We start from the raw sequence: 17,819 nt of genomic DNA on the forward strand, positions 1-17,819 counted from the left end.
CAGAAATCGGAGAAGACGTGTTTCAGTCGGCGAGAGATGGTCAAAATACGCGGCCGGTATGTTCGGACCGGAACGAGGGCTTCGTATAAAAGTGTGTTAACAAACACTGGTCAAAAACCGCTGACGGGCCGGTAAATCCGGATTCTCTCGATCCGATCGTATACCCGACTAGGTGGGTGAGATCCGGTCAGCAACAGATGAATCCGATATACTCGGTGTTTACGAACTCACGCCCATATTATCAATTATCGAAGAATTACCGCTGTCGTCTCCGCTGCGATAAGTTAATCAGGCAACCGACGACGATACGTTGGTATGGAATACCACGAGGCGGCCGACTACCTCACCTCGTTTCAACGGCGCCGGCCGAAATTCGGCATCGAGACGACGGCACGGATGCTCTCGCACTTCGACGACCCCCAAGACGACGTCGATTGCGTCCAGATCGCCGGATCGAACGGGAAGGGAAGCACGGCGCGGATGCTCGACAGCGTGCTCCGTCGCGCGGGACTGAGCGTCGGGCTGTTTACCTCTCCCGGCCTGAACGACTTTCGCGAGCAGGTGACCGTCGACGGTCGCAAGGTCCCGAAATCGATGGTCTCGACGTACGCGGAGGAGCTCGTCCCCTGTATCGACCGCCTGCGTGAAGACGACGACGTTCCGACCCACTTCGAGGTCCTCACCGCCGTCGCGCTCCGGCACTTCAGCGAGATGGACGTCGACGTGGCGATCTTGGAAGTCGGGATCGGCGGTCGATACGACGCCACGAGCGCGGTCGATCCGGTGGCCAGCGCGGTCACGAGCGTCAGCCTCGAACACACCGAACTCCTCGGCGAGACCGTCGAGGAGATCGCGCGCGACAAAGCCCAGGTCGCGCCGCAAGCCGGCCCGCTCGTGACCGGTGCGGACGGCCCGGCGCTGGCGGCGATCCGCGAGGTGACCGACGTCATCTCGGTGGGTGCCGAGCGCGACGACGGTGACGACCCCGACGTCGTCGCCGTCGAAACGGGGATGCGTTCGGCGGTCGAGAGCGAGATTTCGATCATCGGTCCCGACTGGTCCCTCGATACGAACCTGCCGCTCCTCGGTTCTCACCAGGCCTGCAACGCCGGCGTGGCCGCCACGCTCGCCCGTCAGATCGCGGCCGTGGACCCGGACACGATCGCCGAGGGGCTCCGTTCGGTCGTCTGGCCCGGGCGGTTCGAGATTATGTCCACCGAACCGATGATCGTGCTCGACGGCTCCCACAACCCGGGCGCGGCGGCGACGCTCTCGGACCTGCTCGGCCGCTACGAGTACGAGGACCTCCATCTCGTGTTCGGCGCGATGGGCGACAAGGCCTACGGGGAGATGGTGGAGTCGCTACCCGAGGTGGAGACGGCGTACGCGACGCGCCCCGATCTGGACCGGGCCGAGCACCCGGACGCGCTGGCGGAGACGCTCGCGGACTACGCCGAATCGGTCGAGACGGTCGCGTCCGTCCCCGAGGCGACGGAGCGGGCCATCGAGGCGGCCGACTCTGACGACTTCGTCCTGGTGTCCGGATCGCTGTACACGGTCGCGGAGGCGCGGGACCGGTGGACTCGTCGACTCGTTCCCACCGCGCGAACGCGCGAGTCGCACGTCGAATCGTCGTTCGTGGGTGCGTCCTTCGACAGCGTCGCCGTCACGGCGGGAACCGGACCATCCGCGGACGACGGGAGCGCGGCCGACTCCGGGATCGACCGCCGGGTGTTCAGAACCTACCTCCGGAAACCCCAGGCCGCACGCGTCGCGGAGCTCCTCGCCGAAGTCGGCGGGGACTGCCGCCGATCGACGGCCGGCAGCCCGGAGAAACTGGTCGCCACGGTGTTCGCGGCGACGACGGCCCAGTTAGGAGAACTCGCGACGGCGCTCTCGAACGAGGGACTCGGACTCAGACGCCTCGCGAGCCAACTCGACGAGCAACTCGACCCGCCAGCCCCGTCCCGCGAAGCCGGACTGGGTCCGCTCGCCGGCGAGGAGACGGCCGTGATGGGCATCCTCAACGTCACGCCCGACAGTTTCCACGACGGCGGCGAGTACGACGCTCTGGACGCGGCCGTCGACCGCGCGACCGAGATGGTCGAGGCCGGGGCGGACATCATCGACGTCGGCGGCGAGAGTACCCGTCCCGGCGCGGATCCGGTCCCCGCCAGCGAGGAAATCGACCGCGTCGTCCCCGTGATCGAAGCGATATCCGACATGGGGGTTCCGATCTCCGTCGATACGTGGAAGGGGGCCGTCGCCGACGCGGCGCTCGACGCGGGCGCGGACATCGTCAACGACGTCTCCGGGCTGACCGATCCGGAGATGCCGTTCGTCGTCGCCGACCACGACGCCTCGCTCGTCCTGATGCACAGTCACTCGGTCCCGGTGGACCCGGACAGTTCACCCGTATACGACGACGTCGTCGAGGACGTCTTGACCGAACTCGGCGAGCAGCTCCTTCGGGCCGAGCGTGCGGGTATCGATCGCGACCGAATCGTCATCGACCCGGGTTGTGGGTTCGGCAAATCGCCCGCCGAATCGTACGCGCTCATCGATCGTGCCGCGGAGTTCCGAGCGCTCGGCTGTCCCGTGCTCATCGGCCACTCCCGAAAATCGATGTACAAGGCGATTGATTACGCCGACGACGATCGACTCACCCCGACGATAGCGGGGACCGCCATCGCCGCGGACCGCGGCGCCGACGTCGTCCGCATTCACGACGTCCGCGAAAACGTCTCCGCCATCCGTGCTGCCGACGGTCGGATCGACCCCGACTCCTGACGAAGGGGGACGGCCGCACACTGTCGGTTACTGCTCTCGACCGTATCTCACCCGCGGACTGCGCGCCGTACCGATACACTTTCACCACGCGTCGTGCTAGACCATCGCGTGATTCCGCAGGTCGCCGCCGTGATCGCTGGGGAAGTTCTGGCCTCCGTCCCGCTACAGACGTTCGACCCGGCAGTCGTCACCGAGGCACCGGCGACCGTTCGGGCGATGGCCGCGTTTCTCGCGAGCACGTTCTTCGGCGGGCTCGTGCTGTATCGTGCGGGTGACCGCGTCGCGAGCGCCGCCGAGGCGTCGGCGTCTAACGTCCCACTGTCGGCGATCTACGGCGTCTTCGCCTACGGGCTGACCGCTTTCGTCGTCGTGTACGCGTACACGCAACTCGCGAGCCTGGGGGTCGGGGTCGTGGCACTCTCGATCGTCGGCGGTCTCGTCCTCGGCCTGGGGCTTCTCGGCCTCGGCGGGTTCGGATTCGCCATCGTTGGGACCTACGTCGCCGATATGGTCGCGGTCAGTGACCCGTGGCTTGGACTGATCGGCGTCGGCCTGGCGGCCGCACTGGCGGTACTCGTGCTCCCCTTACTCGTCGGCGTCGTCGTGTGGTTCGGTATCGCCGCCGTCGGGATCGGGGGCCCAGTTCGGATGTGGGTCCACGCGGACGCCGCCGAGCGACAGGCCGAACGGAGTTGAAACGATCGCCCCTCTCCTCTCCTCTCCTCTCCTCTCCTCTCCTCTCCTCTCCTCTCCTCTCCTCTCCTCTCCTCTCCTCTCCTCTCCTCTCCTCTCCTCTCCTCTCCTCTCCTCTCCTCTCCTCTCCTCTCCTCTCCCGGCGTGTCCCGTGTCGACGTGCACCCACGCTGATCACGGGGTGATATTATACGAAAGCAGCCCGTACACTACGTATGATCGGGATCGTACACCAGATAGCTGGTGTTTCGCCCCTGCAACTCCCGTTCGAGTCGCTCGGCGACCTCGTGACCATCGCTGGGACGGTGCTTCTCGTCGTGATGCTCGTCGCCTTCGGCGGGTTTCTCTACCAGAGCCTCAGCGGCGACGGGATCCGCTGGCCTGACGAGATTGACGAGGACACCGACGGTGTCACCCGACGTCCGTCGGGCGACGACGACGACGAGGAGGAGTGGAAGTACTACTGATACGGACTCCGACAGTCCGTCCGGGATCTCGCCGGTCGCGCGCGTGAGGGAGCAAGCGTGAGCCGGTCGATGAGCAATCTCTCGCCGGCGGAGGCGCTCAGACAGTCCCCGGTGGATTCTTTCGAACGGGTGGCGCGTCGCTTCTCGAACGGGTGACGCGTCGCTGTGGCCAGTCCTGCAATAAAAAGGAAAATTACCGTCGGATCAGTTGCGAACGAGGTTGTCCTTCCGACCACCGGGCGCCATCGACGGAACTAATCGCCACCCTCCGTTTCGGTACCGCCTCTGACTCCCGTCACAGTTTCGCTTCCGGACGTGACGACGTCGACGTCCTCCTGGTCGGTGAGATCCTTGATACGCTCTGCGAACTGCTCGGAGGACAGGATCTCGTGTTCGTTTTGCAGTCCCTGATAGACGGTGTAACACATCAAGACGAGGATGATCGCGAACGGGAATCCGGTCGCGATTGCGGCCGTCTGCAGGGCGTTGAGTCCGCCCCCGATGAGCAGCACGGCGGCGACTGCACCCTCGGTGATCGCCCAGAAGATCCGCTGGACCTTCGGGACGTCGTGCTTCCCGCCCGACGTCAGGTGGTCGATGACCAGCGAGCCCGAGTCAGACGAGGTCACGAAGAACGTGATCACGAGCAGGGTCGCCAGAAGCCCCGAAATGGCTCCGAGCGGGAACTGCTCCAGCATCGCGAACATCGCGACGGTCTGCCCGAACTCGTTGTAGGTCGCGAGCACCTGCCCGTTACCGACGATCGTGTTCTGCAGCGCGCTGCCGCCGAACGCGGCGAGCCAGAGCGTCGAGAACAGCGACGGGAGGAACAGCACGCCCATCACGAACTCGCGGACGGTCCGGCCCTTCGAGATGCGCGCGATGAACATCCCGACGAAGGGAGACCACGCGATCCACCAGGCCCAGTAGAACACCGTCCACGCGCCGACGGTACCGCCGCCCTCGCCCATCGTTCCGGTGAAGAACGCGAGCGAGAGGAGGTTGCCGAAGTACGCGCCGAGGCCTTCGACCCAGGCACCGAAGATGTAGAGCGTCGGTCCGACGATGATGAGGAAGCCGAGCAGAGTCAACATCAGGTAGAGGTTGATCGTGCTCAGCCGCTTGACGCCGCCTTCGAGACCGGCGGCGACAGAGAGCGTCGCGATGGCGGTGATCCCGGCGATCAGGAGCACCTGCGGCATCGTACCGGTGGGGATGCTCACGAGGCCCAGCATGTCGCCGAGGACGTACGAGAGCCCCGTGTTCACCTGCGCGACGCCGAGGCCGAGCGAGGTCGCCAGGCCGAACAGCGTCGCGAACACGGTCACCAGGTCGATGACGTGGCCGGGCCACCCGTAGATCCGCTCTCCGAGCAGCGGCCAGAAGATCGACCGGAACGTCAGCGGTAGTCCGCGGTTGAACGAGAAGAAGGCGAGGCCGAGTCCGACCAGACCGTAGATCGCCCACGGGTGGAAGCCCCAGTGGAAGAACGTCTGCGTCATCGCGGCCACGCCCGCCGCGCCGGTTCCCGCTTCAGCGCCGAAGAACCCCGGCACGTTCGAGACGTAGTACAGCGGTTCGGAGACGCTGAAGAACATCAGGCCGATACCCATCCCGGCGCTGAACAGCATCGCCATCCACGCGAAGTCGCTGAACTCTTTTTCTGCTTCGACGCCACCGATCCGGATCGTTCCGAATTTGCCCAGCGCGAAGTACAGTATCGTGACGATGAAGATGTTCACCGCCAGGAGGTAGAACCAGCCGAAGTTCCCCTCGAAGAAGCCGCGTACCGCGGAGTACGCTTGTGCGGCCTGATCGCCGAGAAGCACCGTCACGGCGATGAACACCGCGATCAACAGCAGCGCGACCGGGAACACGACCGGATGGATGTCGAACCCGAATCGCTGGATGTTCGTGTCACCGGGACTGCGGTCGGACTCCGGGTGGAACAGCTCTACCTGAAGCCCGTCGGACATTCCTCCGTCGTCACTGTCTGACATACGCTACCTCCGTTGCGCCGTATTGCCGTCGTATTTCGATCATGATTTTCGTACAGTCGGTTCGGATGTGCGGTTCGTCCTCCTCCCCCTGAACTGACCCGCTCCCCCGTTCCGTTCGGTTCTTTGTCTGTGCCGTCGATGACGGGAGTGTACCCACCGTCGCGTACCGTCGGTTGGGCCACTCTTGGGTGGAGTGTTACACAACCTCACCCATTAACAATCGTTGAGGTATATTAAACCTTGGGCAATATTCGCCGTGGAGCGACTGAGACGGGCGTTCTTCGCGGTCATCCCGTCCCTCGACGATGGACGAATTCCGTTTCAGCTGGCCGACGCGTTTATTGTTTGTAGGGGAGTGAGACCAACTACCGTGAGAATCCTCGACAGTCAACAAGACGAACGACTTCCGCCCGGAGGTCGACAGGAACCGGAAACTGCCGGCCAGGAGCGGGTCTAACGACGGCAGGTCGCCAAGGAACCATATCGTGTTAGATCATCTACGTGTTGTGGTTCGAGCGCTTCGTGTCGCCGCAGTTCGGATCGCCGAGCCACTGCGTGCCGACCCGGATAAATCTGGATTCCGGCTGTCGAGCCCGGAGACGAGTACGACCACGCTCGACGGCGACGTCGGCTGGGCGTCCCGGCCGCCCGCGCTACTCAGTTGCGGCCGGTGCGGTAGCGACGTCAGTCAGCACCACCCCCACGACGACATCGACTGCACGCGGTGCATCGCCGAGTTCGAGTACGACGAATTCCCGGAACTGGAACTTCAGCACTTCATCTGCCCGGTCTGTGGATCGGAGATGGAACACGGGCGACGACACCCGAGAGTCATCGACGTCCCCGAGTGGGCGACGTGTCACAGTTGTCGATACCACTGGGAGTTCAAACACGATTACTGAGCGCTCCGGTCACCCAGGACGACTCGCGTCCCCCGATCGTGTCAGACAGCGTCCCCGTGTGAAACGGTGGGTCCGGTCTCACCTGTCGCACTCCGTCGACGACAGTGTTTTAGTCGCTCCCGGTACCTGAAAGGACGTATGGTCAACGTGCCCGCGACCGCCGCAGCCGTCTTCGTCGTCGTGCTATTCGCCGTCGCGCTGCTCGCTATGGCGGCCGGAAACTTCTCTGTGGCCGGCGTTATGTTCCTGTCCGCGAGCATCGTCATCTACCTGCGAGAAAAGTGGTTGGTCGGGACCTGAAGCCGCCCGTTGGCTCCGAGTGTCCGCGGCTCGCGTTCTGCACGCACTCTCAGAGTTCTTCCATCTGCATCCGCTGGGTGATCACCGGCACCGTCGCGGTTCTGACGACCTTGTCCATCGTGCCGCCGAGGATGCCCCCGATCGTCCCGCGGTAGGCCGATCCCATCACGATCGCGTCCATCCCCTCGTCTTCGGCGTAATCGACGATCTCTTCGCTCGGTGCGCCGGTCCGCTGCACCGTCGTGCACTCGACGCCGTGTTCGTCTGCGACGTCCGAGAGGTTCCCCAGGACTTCGTCCCCGTACTCCTTGTACTCCTCTCGCATACTCTCTTCGTCGTCTCGTAGCGCCAGCGCCCGCGGCGCACCTGGCAGGTCGATGACGTAGAGTGCGTGCACCTCCGCGCCGAGTGCGGCGGCGAGTTGGATTCCGTGTTTTGCGCCCTTGATCGCCTCGTCGCTCCCGTCGTACGGTATCAGTATCTTGTCGTACATCGCTCCGAACCAATCGCACCGACACGACCCGTTTACAAATAACTTTCCGCGTTTCGAGGTGGGATCTCCCGTAGATCGCTCTCCCAGCGGGTGCGGCCGCTCTTCGAGGAGCTACTAGAGTAGTCACCACGGAGACCTATTTCGAGAGCAGTCAGTTCCGAGACTGGTATGGGGCCGATCAGTCGGCCTGTCCGGCCGCGCCGGCAGTGCCGGTCGCCTCGACCCCGGGGCCGCTCTCGATGGCGTCGACCAGAAGTTCCGCGACGTCGACGATTTCGATGTCGTCCTCGTAACCGCCCGTCTTCCGTCCGTCCTCGTACATCGTCATACACATCGGGCAGGCGACGACGAACTTCTCGACGGCGTCGCCGGCCTCGGTGTCTTCGAGCGCTTCCCGCATCCGCTCCTCGCTCGGTTTCGACTCCTCGTCGATGTCCATCCAGAGGCCGCCGCCGCCGCCGCCGCAACAGAACGACTCGTTGCGGTTACGCGGCATCTCCGCGAGCGTCGCACCCGTCGCTCTGATGAGGTCACGCGGGGCCTCGTACTCGTCGTTGTACCGGCCGAGGTGGCACGGATCGTGGTAGGTGACCGTGACGTCGAGTTCGTTGCCGCGGAGTCCCAGATTCCCGTCTTCGACCATCTCTTCGACCGCTTGGGTCCAGTGGAGGACGTCGATTTCCCCGTCCTGGTTCCACTCGCCGTCGTACTCGAACTGCATCAGCGGTTCGTCGGCGAAGTCCTCGTACTCCACCTCCGGGTACTCGTTTTTGAACGTGTTGTAGGAGTGGGGGTCCGTACAGATGATCTTCTCCGGATCGACCTCCTCGAACTTCTCGACGTGGTAGCCCGCGAGGTCGACGTAGAGGAACTCCTCGCCGAGCCGTCGGATGTCGTTGCCGTCGTACTTCTCCTCCTCGAAGAGGATGCCGTACTCCACGTCGGCGTGTTCGAGGATCTTCGCGAGCGACCGGGCGACCTGCTTGTTTCGCTCGTCGTAACTCGGGTAGTCGCCGACGTACCAGAGGTATTCGACGTCTTCCTCCCGGGCGTCGGTGACGTCGAAGTCCAGGTCCTCGGCCCACGCGGCGCGTTCGTCCGGCGGATCGCCGAACGTGTTGCCCATCCCCATGATGTTGTCGAAGGTGTCCTGGACGTTCGAGTCGACGTCTCCCTGGTCGGTGAGCTGTCGGTTCATCCGCGTGAACGATTTCAGGTGCTCGATGTCGACCGGGCAGGCGTCCATACAGGCCATACAGGCCATACAGGACTCCATCGTGGCGGCGTCGACGACGCTCTCGCCGCCGTCGGCGACGATGTCGATCTCTTCCGCGTCGCCGGCGTCGAGCGACTCGCGGTACTGCTTCAGATCGAGGATCACGTCCCGGGGATCCAGCGGCCGGCCCGAGGTCTCGGCCGGACACGCGGAGGAACACCGCCCGCACTTGGTACAGGCGTCCTGATCGAGGATCTCTTTCCAGGAGAAGTCGTCGATGCTCTCGGCGCCGGTGTCAGCGTCGAGGTCGGCCGGGATGCCCGGGAGCCGAGCGCCGGCCTTCTCGTCACGCGTCACGATGTTCGCGTACGACGAGAGCATGTGGAACGGTTTGCCGTACGGAATCGCGGCGATGAACGCGAACGCGAGCAGCGAGTGCGACCACCAGACCGCGGGGTAGATCGCCTCGGCGGTCATCTGGGTCATCCCCGCGATCGCGAACACGTCAGCGACGAACCACCCGACGAAGCTCACCGTCTCGAACTCGGGGAAGCCCGTCCCGAGGATGCGAAGCCCCTCCGTGACGTACCCGCCGACGCCGAGGAAGAAGAGCGCCCAGATGAACAGGTCGTCTTCGAGACTCGTGTGCTTGCCGTGGAGCCGCCACTCCCGCGCGGCGTAGCGCCGATACAGCGCGACGCCGACGCCGACGACGAACAGCAGTCCCATCGCGTCCATCACGAGCGAGTACGAGAGATAGAAGTCCCCCACGAAGAACGACTGTTCGGTGCCCACCAGGCCGGTGACCGGCTGGTAGATATCCATATCGATCGCGAGAATCGTCGTCCCGATGAGCAGCGTCAGAAAGCCCCACATAATGAACGCGTGCATTATGCCGCCGGTCGTATCCCGGTCGAAGAGCTTCCTGTTCGAGAGCACGATCCGCGCACTACTGACGATTCGATTCGGGAGGTCGTCGAGCCTGTCGAACCAGTCCGCCTGCCCGGCGGTGTAGCGGTCGACCCGCCGGTACACGCCGTAGACGAACACCAGGATCGTCAGGGCGGCGAGGACGTAGAACGCGATCTCGCCGAGGTGCCCGATGCCCCAGAACGTCGGTCTCGTTACGGTTCCTTCAGCAACCATTGTTGTGTATAGTTCGCCAATCTGGTCATAAAGCTTGGCACGAAGGGTGGATCGGTGCTCGGTGCTGACCGGGCTCAGCGGGTCGGCGACGCGCCATACCCGGTTTCCACCCCGTCGTGCTGAGTTCCGACGGTGGCCCTCGTCCGGTCACGTTCTGCCCGCGACCACGTCGTATCCCTCCGTTGATTGGTTGTGGTGTGCAGCGACGTCACCACAACTAAGCACCGTCCGATCGAATCCGGGAGTGACTATGAACGCACCCGCCCGATTCGACCATCCCGCGTGGACCGCTGGCGTCGCTACTGTCGTGAGCTACGGACTCGGACTACTGGGGCTCTTCGTCCTCCTGTTCGTCGTTCCGTTCGCCCTGTTCCTATTGCTGTGACGGCCTGACAGCCGTCGAGAGCGGGCCTTTCTCCGAGACCCGAACTGGACCCGATGGTCGGGACACTGGGACCGGCTGGTCGACCACCTGCCTCACCTGCTCGTTCCCTTGAGCGAACGTCCGCGGGCCCACGTAAAACGACGTGGAATATTGAGGGTGTGCTTAATTATCGTTAGATAAAGACTACGTAGACGTATGAAGGTCGGTGCTTTCAGCAGACAGGCGTGTAAAGCTATGCGACGCGACACCAACACCCAAGATGAACGAACCCCAAACTGAGGTTGTACATCGATGAGCTCAAACGAATTCCCATCGACGGCAGGTACCGTAGTGATCGGAGCTGGCATTGTCGGCAGTTCGCTCGTAGGTGAACTCGCAGATCGAGGACGCGACGACATCCTCCTGATCGATAAGGGGCCGCTCTCGGACCCCGGTGGCTCGACGGGCCACGCCTCGAACTTCATCTTCCCGGTGGAACACAGCAAGGACATGACCCAGCTGACCTCGGACAGCCGGGACATCTATCGCGAGTTCGATACGTTCACGAACTCCGGCGGGATCGAAGTCGCTCGCACCGAGGAGCGGATGGAGGAACTCAGGCGACGCGTCGTCTCCGCGAAGGCCTTCGGCGAGGAGGGAGAACTCCTCACGCCGGAGGAGGTCGAGGAACTCGTCCCCTACGTCAACACCGACATCATCAAAGGCGGGTTCTACAGCACGGGTGCCGGCACCTGTGACCCGCTCCGCGCCGGCGAACTCTACCGTCAGCAGGCCGAGGAGAAGAACGCGCTCCGAACGGCGCCGAACACGGAGGTCACCGACCTCCACGTCGAGGACGGCGAGATCACCGCCGTCGAGACCGACAAAGGGACCGTCCGGGCCGACGAGGTCGTCATCGCCGCCGGGCTCTGGAGCCCGGCGATCGCGGATATGGCCGGCGTCGACATTCCGCTCACGCCCGCCGTTCACCAGATGGTCTCTGTGGGTCCCGTCGAGCGCTTCGAGGACGGCGAGGGCGAGATCAACTACCCCGTCATCCGGGATATGGACACCCAGATGTACGAGCGGCAGCACGGCAACGACATCGAGGTCGGCTCCTACGAGCACCGACCCATCCTCTGGGACGTCGAAGACGTCCCATCCATCGAGGAATCGCCGCTGTCGCCCACCCAGCCGCCGCTCACCGACGACGCCTTCGAGCCGTCGATGGAGCACGCGCTCGAAATTATCCCGGACGTCCTCGACGACCCGGACGCCGGGATTCGTCACTCCATCGACGGGCTGCTCTCCGTTACGCCGGACGGCCACCCGCTGCTCGGCCCGATCCCCGAGGTCGACGGGCTCTGGTCCTGTGCGGCCATCTGGATCAAGGAGGCGCCCGCGATCGCCCGCGAGGTCTCGAAGTGGATGACGAAGGGTCACCCCGACATCGACATCGTCGCCCACGACCACGTCGCCCGCTTCGACGAGTACGGCGAGACGAACGAGTTCGTCAAGAGCCGCGCCCACGAGGGCTACCAGAAGATCTACGGCATCGTTCACCCGCGCGAGCAGTGGCAGTCCACCCGCCCCCTGCGGACGAGCGCCTTCTACAACCGCCAGGAGGACCTCGACGCGGAGTTCTTCGAGGCCGGTGGCTGGGAGCGCCCGCGCTGGTTCGAGTCCAACGCCGACCTCGTCGACAAATACGAAGATCAGATCGAGGACCTCCAGCGCCCCAACGAGTGGGACAGCCGCTGGTGGTCGGACATCATCCTCGGCGAGCACCTCCACCTGCGGAACAACGTGGGGATGATCGGCGACACGGGCTTCGGCATCTTCGACATCATCGGCAGCGACGCCTACGAGAATATGGAGCGGCTCTGCGTCGCCTCGATGGACATCGACGTTGGCGACGCCGCGTACACGCCGATTCTCGCGCCGAACGCCGGGTTCGTCGCCGACCTGACGGTCGCGCGCTTAGGAAAGAACCACTACCGTGTGATCACCGGCGGCGCCCACGCGGGTCAGGACCGCACGTGGTTCGGCAACCACCTCGAAGGCGACGCGGAACTCATCGGCCGCTCCTCGGAACTGTGCACGCTGGGCGTGTGGGGGCCGAACGCGGAAGCGCTGATGGACTCCATCAGCGAGGAGCCGATGACCGCCGACTCCTTCGACTTCGCGGAGATGAAAGAGGTGACGATCAACGGGGTCACGGCGAAAGCGCTGCGGATCTCCTACGTCGGGGAGTTCGGGTGGGAGATCTACGCGCCGATGGACCGCGGCCAGCGCCTCTGGGACACGATCTACGAGGCCGGCCAGGAGCACAACATCCGCCCGGTCGGCACCGGCGTCTACGGTGAGACGGGTCGGATGGAGAAGGGGTACCGCCTGATGGGCGCGGAACTCGAAATCGACTACAACCCCGCCGAAGCCGGGCTGACGTTCCACGGCGTCAAGGACGCGGACTTCATCGGGAAAGACGCGTACGCGGAGGCGATCGACGAGGAGAACACGGCGACGCTCTGTACCCTGTCGGTCACGGACCACGCGCCCGACGGCGGCGAGCCCCGGTTTATGACCGGCGGCGAGCCCATCCTCGATCAGGATGGCGAGGTGCTCATCGACGACGAGGGCCGCCGCTCCTACGTCACGTCGGCGGGGACGGGCCCGTCGGTCGGCAAGCACCTTCTCCTCTCCTATCTGCCGCAGGAGTACGCCGAGGAGGGTCAGGAACTGCAGGTCGAGTACTTCGGCCAGCACTACCCGGTGGAAGTCGAGGTCGCGGGCAACGGCGGCGTCTTCGACCCCGAGAACGACCGGCTGTTCCGCAACGAGTACTAACGGGAGGAAACGGAGCACACACCTATGGAGATACTCACAGCAATCAAGCGCGTGCCGGAGACGGGCGCGAAGGTATCGCTCACTGACGACAAGCTCGACATCGACACGACGTCGCTGGGGTTCACGTTCAGCCCGCACGAGGAGTGCGCGGTCGAGGAGGGCGTCCAACTCGTCGAGGACCACGGCGGCAACGTGACCGTCCTGACCCTCGGCGAGGAGGATGCCACGGAACAGCTTCGCTCGGCCATCGCGATGGGTGCCGACGACGGTATGCTCCTCGATGGGGGCGACGACGAGTGGGGCCCCGCCGCGACCGCGACGGCCATCGCCGAGGCGGTCGAGACGAGCGACACGGACTTCGACCTGCTGCTGTTCGGTAACGAGTCCGCCGACGCGGCGAACCACCAGGTCGGCGTTCGGGTGGCCGAAGAACTCGGCCTGCCCTGCGTGACGGGCATCAAAGACCTCGACGTCGGGGAGGGCGTCGCGACGGCCAAGCGCGAGATCCCCGGCGGCTCGGAAGTCTACGAGGTCGACCTGCCGGCGGTCGTCACGGTCAAAGAGGGCCTGAACGAGCCGCGGTACCCCTCGATGCGCGCGAAGATGCAGGCGCGGAAGGCCTCCGTCGAACAGACCGAACCCGAACCGCGCGAAGACGACCTGGAACTGGTCGAACTCGAAGTGCCCGAGACCGACGACAGTCCCGCCGAGATCATCGGGGAGAGCCCCGAGGCGGCCGAGGAGGTCGTCGACGTGCTCGAAGAACTGGAGGTAGTCTGAGATGGTACTCACGCTCGTCGAATACGACGATGAGGGACTCGACGACGTGTCGCTGCAGGCGCTGACGCTCGCGCGGGACGTCGCGGAACAGGCCGACGAGCCCCTGGAAGCGATCGCGTTCGGGGCCGGAGCCGCAGACGTCGCTGGCGAGGCCGGCGACCACGGCGTCGAAACGCTGCACGCCGTCGAGGACGACGCGCTCGACGATTACGCGCCGGAAGCGTACGGTCGAGCGGTCGTGCAGTGCGCCGAGGAGGTCGGCACGGAAGCCGTGATCGGGCCCGGGACGGACCGGGGAGCGGAGACGCTCGCGCACGCGGCTTCGAAGCTCGACGTGACGATGGCCGCGGAAGTCACGGACGTCGAAGTGGGTGAGTCGTACGAACTCACCCGGCAGCGCTGGGGCGGCACGCTGATCGAACACTCGAAGCTCAGCGCCGACACGAACCTGTTGACGGTGGCGGCCAACGAGGTCTCGGTTTCGACGACCGGCGGCGACGCGGCCGCGGTCGAGGCCTTCGCGCCGGACGTCCGGGACGGCGACCTCCGCGTGCAACTCACGGCGGTCGAGGAGTCCGACGTCGAGGGCGTGCCGCTGGGGGAGGCCCGGGTGGTCGTCTCCGGCGGCCGCGGGACCGACGGCGACTTCTCGGAACTCGAAGCGCTGGTCGAGAACGTGCCGAACGCGGCGCTGGGGTCCTCACGGGCGGCAGTCAACGAGGGCTGGCGGCCGCACGACGATCAGATCGGGCAGACGGGTGCGAAGATCGCGCCCGAAATCTACATCCCCGCCGGAATCAGCGGGGCGGTCCAGCATATGGTCGGGTGTAAGGGCGCGGAGAACATCCTCGCGATCAACACGGATCCGGAAGCGGCGATCATCCAGAAGGCCGACTGGGCGGTGATCGCGGACCTCCACGAGGTGGCCCCGGCGATCGCCGACGAACTCGAAGCCCGCGGCCACTCCGAGTAACGGACCCGCTGGTATTTTTTCGTCGCGATCGTGGTTTTCCCTCTGCCGTTCTGCGTCGGTGCGACCCGACTCTCTCTGGAAGACGGGGAGACTGATTCTCTCCAGCCTACGTGCCCACCGGACGCAGCGCGAAGGCGGCGAGGCCGGCTCCCACGACTAACACGGCGCCGACGTAGAACGCCATCGACCAGCCGAGCGTCGCGATCAGCGCGCCGGTCACGGTGCCGCCGAACACCCCGCCCGGCACTTTCGCGGTGTAGATCGCCGCGTAGTTCTCCGAAGAGCGGGCCTCGCCGTAGTAGCGGCCGACGAGGCTCGGGAAGATCGCGAACACCGGACTCCGGAAGAACGCCGCCGCGGCCACGAACGCGACGAACAGCGACGCGTGCCCGCGAGTCCCGCTCGCGACCGCGCCGGCCAGCGTCAGCCCGCACAGCACGAGCGATGCGCCGGCGGTCCGCTCCTCGCCGAGTCGGTCCGACAGTCCGGCGAGGACGAGCAGCCCCGCCCCGTCCGCCAGCGCGATGCTCGACGCGACGGTCGTCGCCGCCGACGCCGAGAGGCCGAGTCCGGTCGCGAAACCCACTGACTGTCCGATCAGCATCAGCCCCACGCCGTTGACGACGACGAGCACGCCGTAGAAGACCCAGAACTGCCAGGTCCGGGCGGCGGTTCGCCACCCGACTGCGTCGGTGGGGTCGTCGGAAGCGGCCGGCGAAACCGAGCTGTCAGCGTCGTCTGCGTCGGATACGTCCTCCGCGAGGTCCTTTGAGTCGGCTGCATCACCCGCGTCCGCGGCCGCCTCGGCCGGTTCCGCCCCGCTGTCGACGCCCACTGCCGAACCGGACACCGATTCCGGATCTCTGAGTAGTCCAGCGGCGAGCAGGCTCACGATCCCGACCGCGACTCCCAGCACGAGCAGCGTCCGGGTGAAGGCGGCGTCGATCGATCCCCTGACGAGCGGGATCACCACGAAACTCACCCCGCCGTAGGCCATCGAGACGATGCCGGTCGCCAGGCCGCGGTACTCGTCGAACCACTTGACCGGCGTGTTGACCGCCACCGTGTACGCGATGCCGGCGCCGACTCCGCCGATCGCGTACGAGGCGTACGCCACGGGCAGCGTCGGAGCGACGCCCAGACCGACGTACCCCGCAGTCATCAGCGCGGCCGCGGCCACGAGGAGCTTCCGCGGCCCGTACCGGTCCCGGACGCTCCCGGCCGGCAGTTGGACGAGCGTCTGCGTGATCACGAAGAGCGTGAAGACGGTCCCGAGCGCGGTCGGGGAGGCGGAGATGCGCGTTCCGACGGCGGCGCTGAGCGACGACCAGACGAACTGGTAGGTTCCGGCCCCGCCCATAATGGCCGCGCCGACCGCCACGAAGGCCCACCGACGCATCGATCGCTGACGACTCACGTGATCGGTTCGACGGGTCCGGGTAATAGACCTTTAGAAACCCGACGGCGCGCTACTCGGTCGCTCTGGTGACGTCCTCGACGGTGTAGTCGGCGGCTTCGATGGCGTCGACGATCGACGCGGCGTGTTCGGCGCCGCTGGTCTCGACGGTGAACACGAGGTAGGCCTCGCCGACTTCGAGGTCCTCGACAGAGCGGTCGTGGCGGACGTCGTGGATGTTCGCCTCCTGGTCGGCGATGATGCCGGAGAGTTCGTGCATCTTCCCCGGACGGTCGTCGATGCGGACCCGCAGGCGGATGCGCTGTTTCCGCTGGGTCAGCGCGTGGACGACCACCGTTTGCAACTGCGTCATATCGAGATTGCCGCCGCAGAGCAGCGGCATCACGGTCTCGCCCGACACGTCGAGGTCGTCGCTCAGGAGTGCCGCGACCGACGCCGCGCCAGCGCCCTCGACGACCTGTTTGGCGCGCTCCATCAGGAAGAGGATCGCCTGCGCGATCTCGGTGTCGGTGACGGTGACGACCTCGTCGACGTTGGCCTGGATGATCGACAGCGTCGCCTCGGAGATGCCGCCGGTGGCGATGCCGTCGGCGATGGTGTCGACCTCGTCTAACGTGACCGGGATGCCCTTGTCGAGGCTCTCGTGGACCGTTTCCGCGCCGGTGGCTTGGACGCCGACGACGCGCGTCTCCGGCGAGAGGTGCTTCAGCGCCGTCGAGACGCCGCTGATGAGGCCGCCGCCGCCGATGGGGACGATCACGGTGTCGGCGTCGGGGCAGTCGTGGTACATCTCCGATCCGAGCGTCCCCTGCCCGGCGATGATGTCGACGTCGTCGTAGGCGTGGACGAACTCCGCGTCGCTGTCCTCGACGGCGGCCTGGGCGTGGCTCATCGTCTCCTGGAAGTCCTTGCCCTTCAGTTCGACCGTCGCGCCGTAACTCCGGGTGGCGTCGACCTTCGCCTGCGGGGCGTCCTCGGGCATGTAGATGGTCGAGTCGGCGCCGCACCTGGTGGCCGCGAGGGCGACGCCCTGGGCGTGGTTGCCGGCGCTGGCGGCGACGAACTCGCTCACGCCGTTCGCGACGTCCTGGCTGATCTTGTTGTAAGCGCCGCGGGTCTTGAACGACCCCGTCCACTGGAGGTGTTCCATCTTCAGGTACACCTCCGCGTCGACGAGTTTGCCGAGCGACGTGCTCTTTTCGACCGGCGTCTGTTTGACGACAGTGTCGTCGTCGAGGCGTTCTCGTGCGCGTTCGATGTCGACGTACTGCACGGGCAATTCGTCGGTGTCGTCTTCGGGGTCGTGTGCTGTTTCGGTCATTGGTTGTGGCGTGCTTGCAGCGGACCACGGGATGCCGACGCGGCGTCGACCCGTGGCGGGATCGTCGTCCAGTTCGTGTGTGTCGAATTCGTGCGGGGGGCTCTTCAGTC

The 17,819-nt window shown here is 65.4% G+C and carries 14 protein-coding genes; 9 read left to right on the plus strand and 5 right to left on the minus strand.

The annotated features are described in order from the left end of the window. Positions 1–315 precede the first annotated feature (315 nt). From folP to NO360_RS14835, 3 genes are all read left to right on the plus strand, one after another. Complete coding sequence (gene folP, locus NO360_RS14825; RefSeq protein ID WP_256308620.1) at positions 316–2,790, plus strand: dihydropteroate synthase; 2,475 nt, start codon at positions 316–318, stop codon at positions 2,788–2,790. A 108-nt stretch (positions 2,791–2,898) separates the two neighbouring features. Then, a complete protein-coding gene (locus tag NO360_RS14830) occupies positions 2,899–3,486 on the plus strand; it encodes a hypothetical protein (RefSeq protein ID WP_256308621.1) in 588 nt (195 codons plus the stop codon). A gap of 212 nt (positions 3,487–3,698) precedes the next feature. Continuing rightward, positions 3,699–3,950 carry a hypothetical protein gene (locus NO360_RS14835; RefSeq protein WP_256308622.1) on the plus strand — a complete coding sequence of 84 codons (252 nt, stop codon included), beginning with the start codon at positions 3,699–3,701 and terminating at the stop codon, positions 3,948–3,950. Between the two features lie 254 nt (positions 3,951–4,204). On the opposite strand, the gene NO360_RS14840 is transcribed toward NO360_RS14835, so the two are convergent. Next, complete coding sequence (locus NO360_RS14840) at positions 4,205–5,950, minus strand: BCCT family transporter (protein ID WP_256308623.1); 1,746 nt, start codon at positions 5,948–5,950, stop codon at positions 4,205–4,207. Between the two features lie 506 nt (positions 5,951–6,456). Between NO360_RS14840 and NO360_RS14845 the strand changes: the two genes are divergently transcribed. Together NO360_RS14845 and NO360_RS14850 are read left to right on the plus strand one after the other, a co-directional pair. Continuing rightward, positions 6,457–6,852: a hypothetical protein gene (locus tag NO360_RS14845; RefSeq protein ID WP_256308624.1), complete on the plus strand. Its 396-nt coding sequence runs from the start codon at positions 6,457–6,459 to the stop codon at positions 6,850–6,852. 138 nt (positions 6,853–6,990) lie between these two features. Continuing rightward, positions 6,991–7,152 carry a hypothetical protein gene (locus NO360_RS14850; RefSeq protein ID WP_256308625.1) on the plus strand — a complete coding sequence of 54 codons (162 nt, stop codon included), beginning with the start codon at positions 6,991–6,993 and terminating at the stop codon, positions 7,150–7,152. A gap of 49 nt (positions 7,153–7,201) precedes the next feature. Here NO360_RS14850 and NO360_RS14855 read toward each other — a convergent pair whose 3' ends face one another. After that, positions 7,202–7,645 (minus strand): universal stress protein, encoded by a 444-nt coding sequence (locus tag NO360_RS14855; RefSeq protein ID WP_256308626.1) that lies wholly within the window; start codon positions 7,643–7,645, stop codon positions 7,202–7,204. A 178-nt stretch (positions 7,646–7,823) separates the two neighbouring features. Further along, the gene (locus tag NO360_RS14860) at positions 7,824–10,007 is read right to left on the minus strand and encodes a (Fe-S)-binding protein (RefSeq protein WP_256308627.1); all 2,184 of its coding nucleotides are present in this window, start codon (positions 10,005–10,007) and stop codon (positions 7,824–7,826) included. Positions 10,008–10,257: 250 nt separating this feature from the next. On the opposite strand from NO360_RS14860, the gene NO360_RS14865 reads away from it, so the two are divergent. The 4 genes from NO360_RS14865 to NO360_RS14880 all read left to right on the plus strand — a co-directional run bounded on the left by NO360_RS14865 (position 10,258) and on the right by NO360_RS14880 (position 14,971). Then, positions 10,258–10,392 carry a hypothetical protein gene (locus NO360_RS14865; protein WP_256308628.1) on the plus strand — a complete coding sequence of 45 codons (135 nt, stop codon included), beginning with the start codon at positions 10,258–10,260 and terminating at the stop codon, positions 10,390–10,392. A gap of 291 nt (positions 10,393–10,683) precedes the next feature. Beyond that, entirely contained in the window at positions 10,684–13,218 is a 2,535-nt protein-coding gene (locus NO360_RS14870; protein WP_256308629.1) for a GcvT family protein, read from the plus strand. A 24-nt stretch (positions 13,219–13,242) separates the two neighbouring features. Continuing rightward, entirely contained in the window at positions 13,243–13,998 is a 756-nt protein-coding gene (locus tag NO360_RS14875; RefSeq protein ID WP_256308630.1) for an electron transfer flavoprotein subunit beta/FixA family protein, read from the plus strand. Between the two features lies 1 nt (position 13,999). Next, a complete protein-coding gene (locus NO360_RS14880) occupies positions 14,000–14,971 on the plus strand; it encodes an electron transfer flavoprotein subunit alpha/FixB family protein (RefSeq protein ID WP_256308631.1) in 972 nt (323 codons plus the stop codon). Positions 14,972–15,077: 106 nt separating this feature from the next. Here the strand turns inward: NO360_RS14880 and NO360_RS14885 are convergent, their stop codons facing one another. Beyond that, a complete protein-coding gene (locus NO360_RS14885; RefSeq protein WP_256308632.1) occupies positions 15,078–16,388 on the minus strand; it encodes an MFS transporter in 1,311 nt (436 codons plus the stop codon). A gap of 52 nt (positions 16,389–16,440) precedes the next feature. Then, positions 16,441–17,709 carry a threonine ammonia-lyase gene (gene ilvA / locus NO360_RS14890; RefSeq protein WP_256308633.1) on the minus strand — a complete coding sequence of 423 codons (1,269 nt, stop codon included), beginning with the start codon at positions 17,707–17,709 and terminating at the stop codon, positions 16,441–16,443. Positions 17,710–17,819: the final 110 nt, after the last annotated feature.

Source organism: Halobellus litoreus (genome assembly GCF_024464595.1).
GTDB lineage: Archaea > Halobacteriota > Halobacteria > Halobacteriales > Haloferacaceae > Haloquadratum > Haloquadratum litoreum.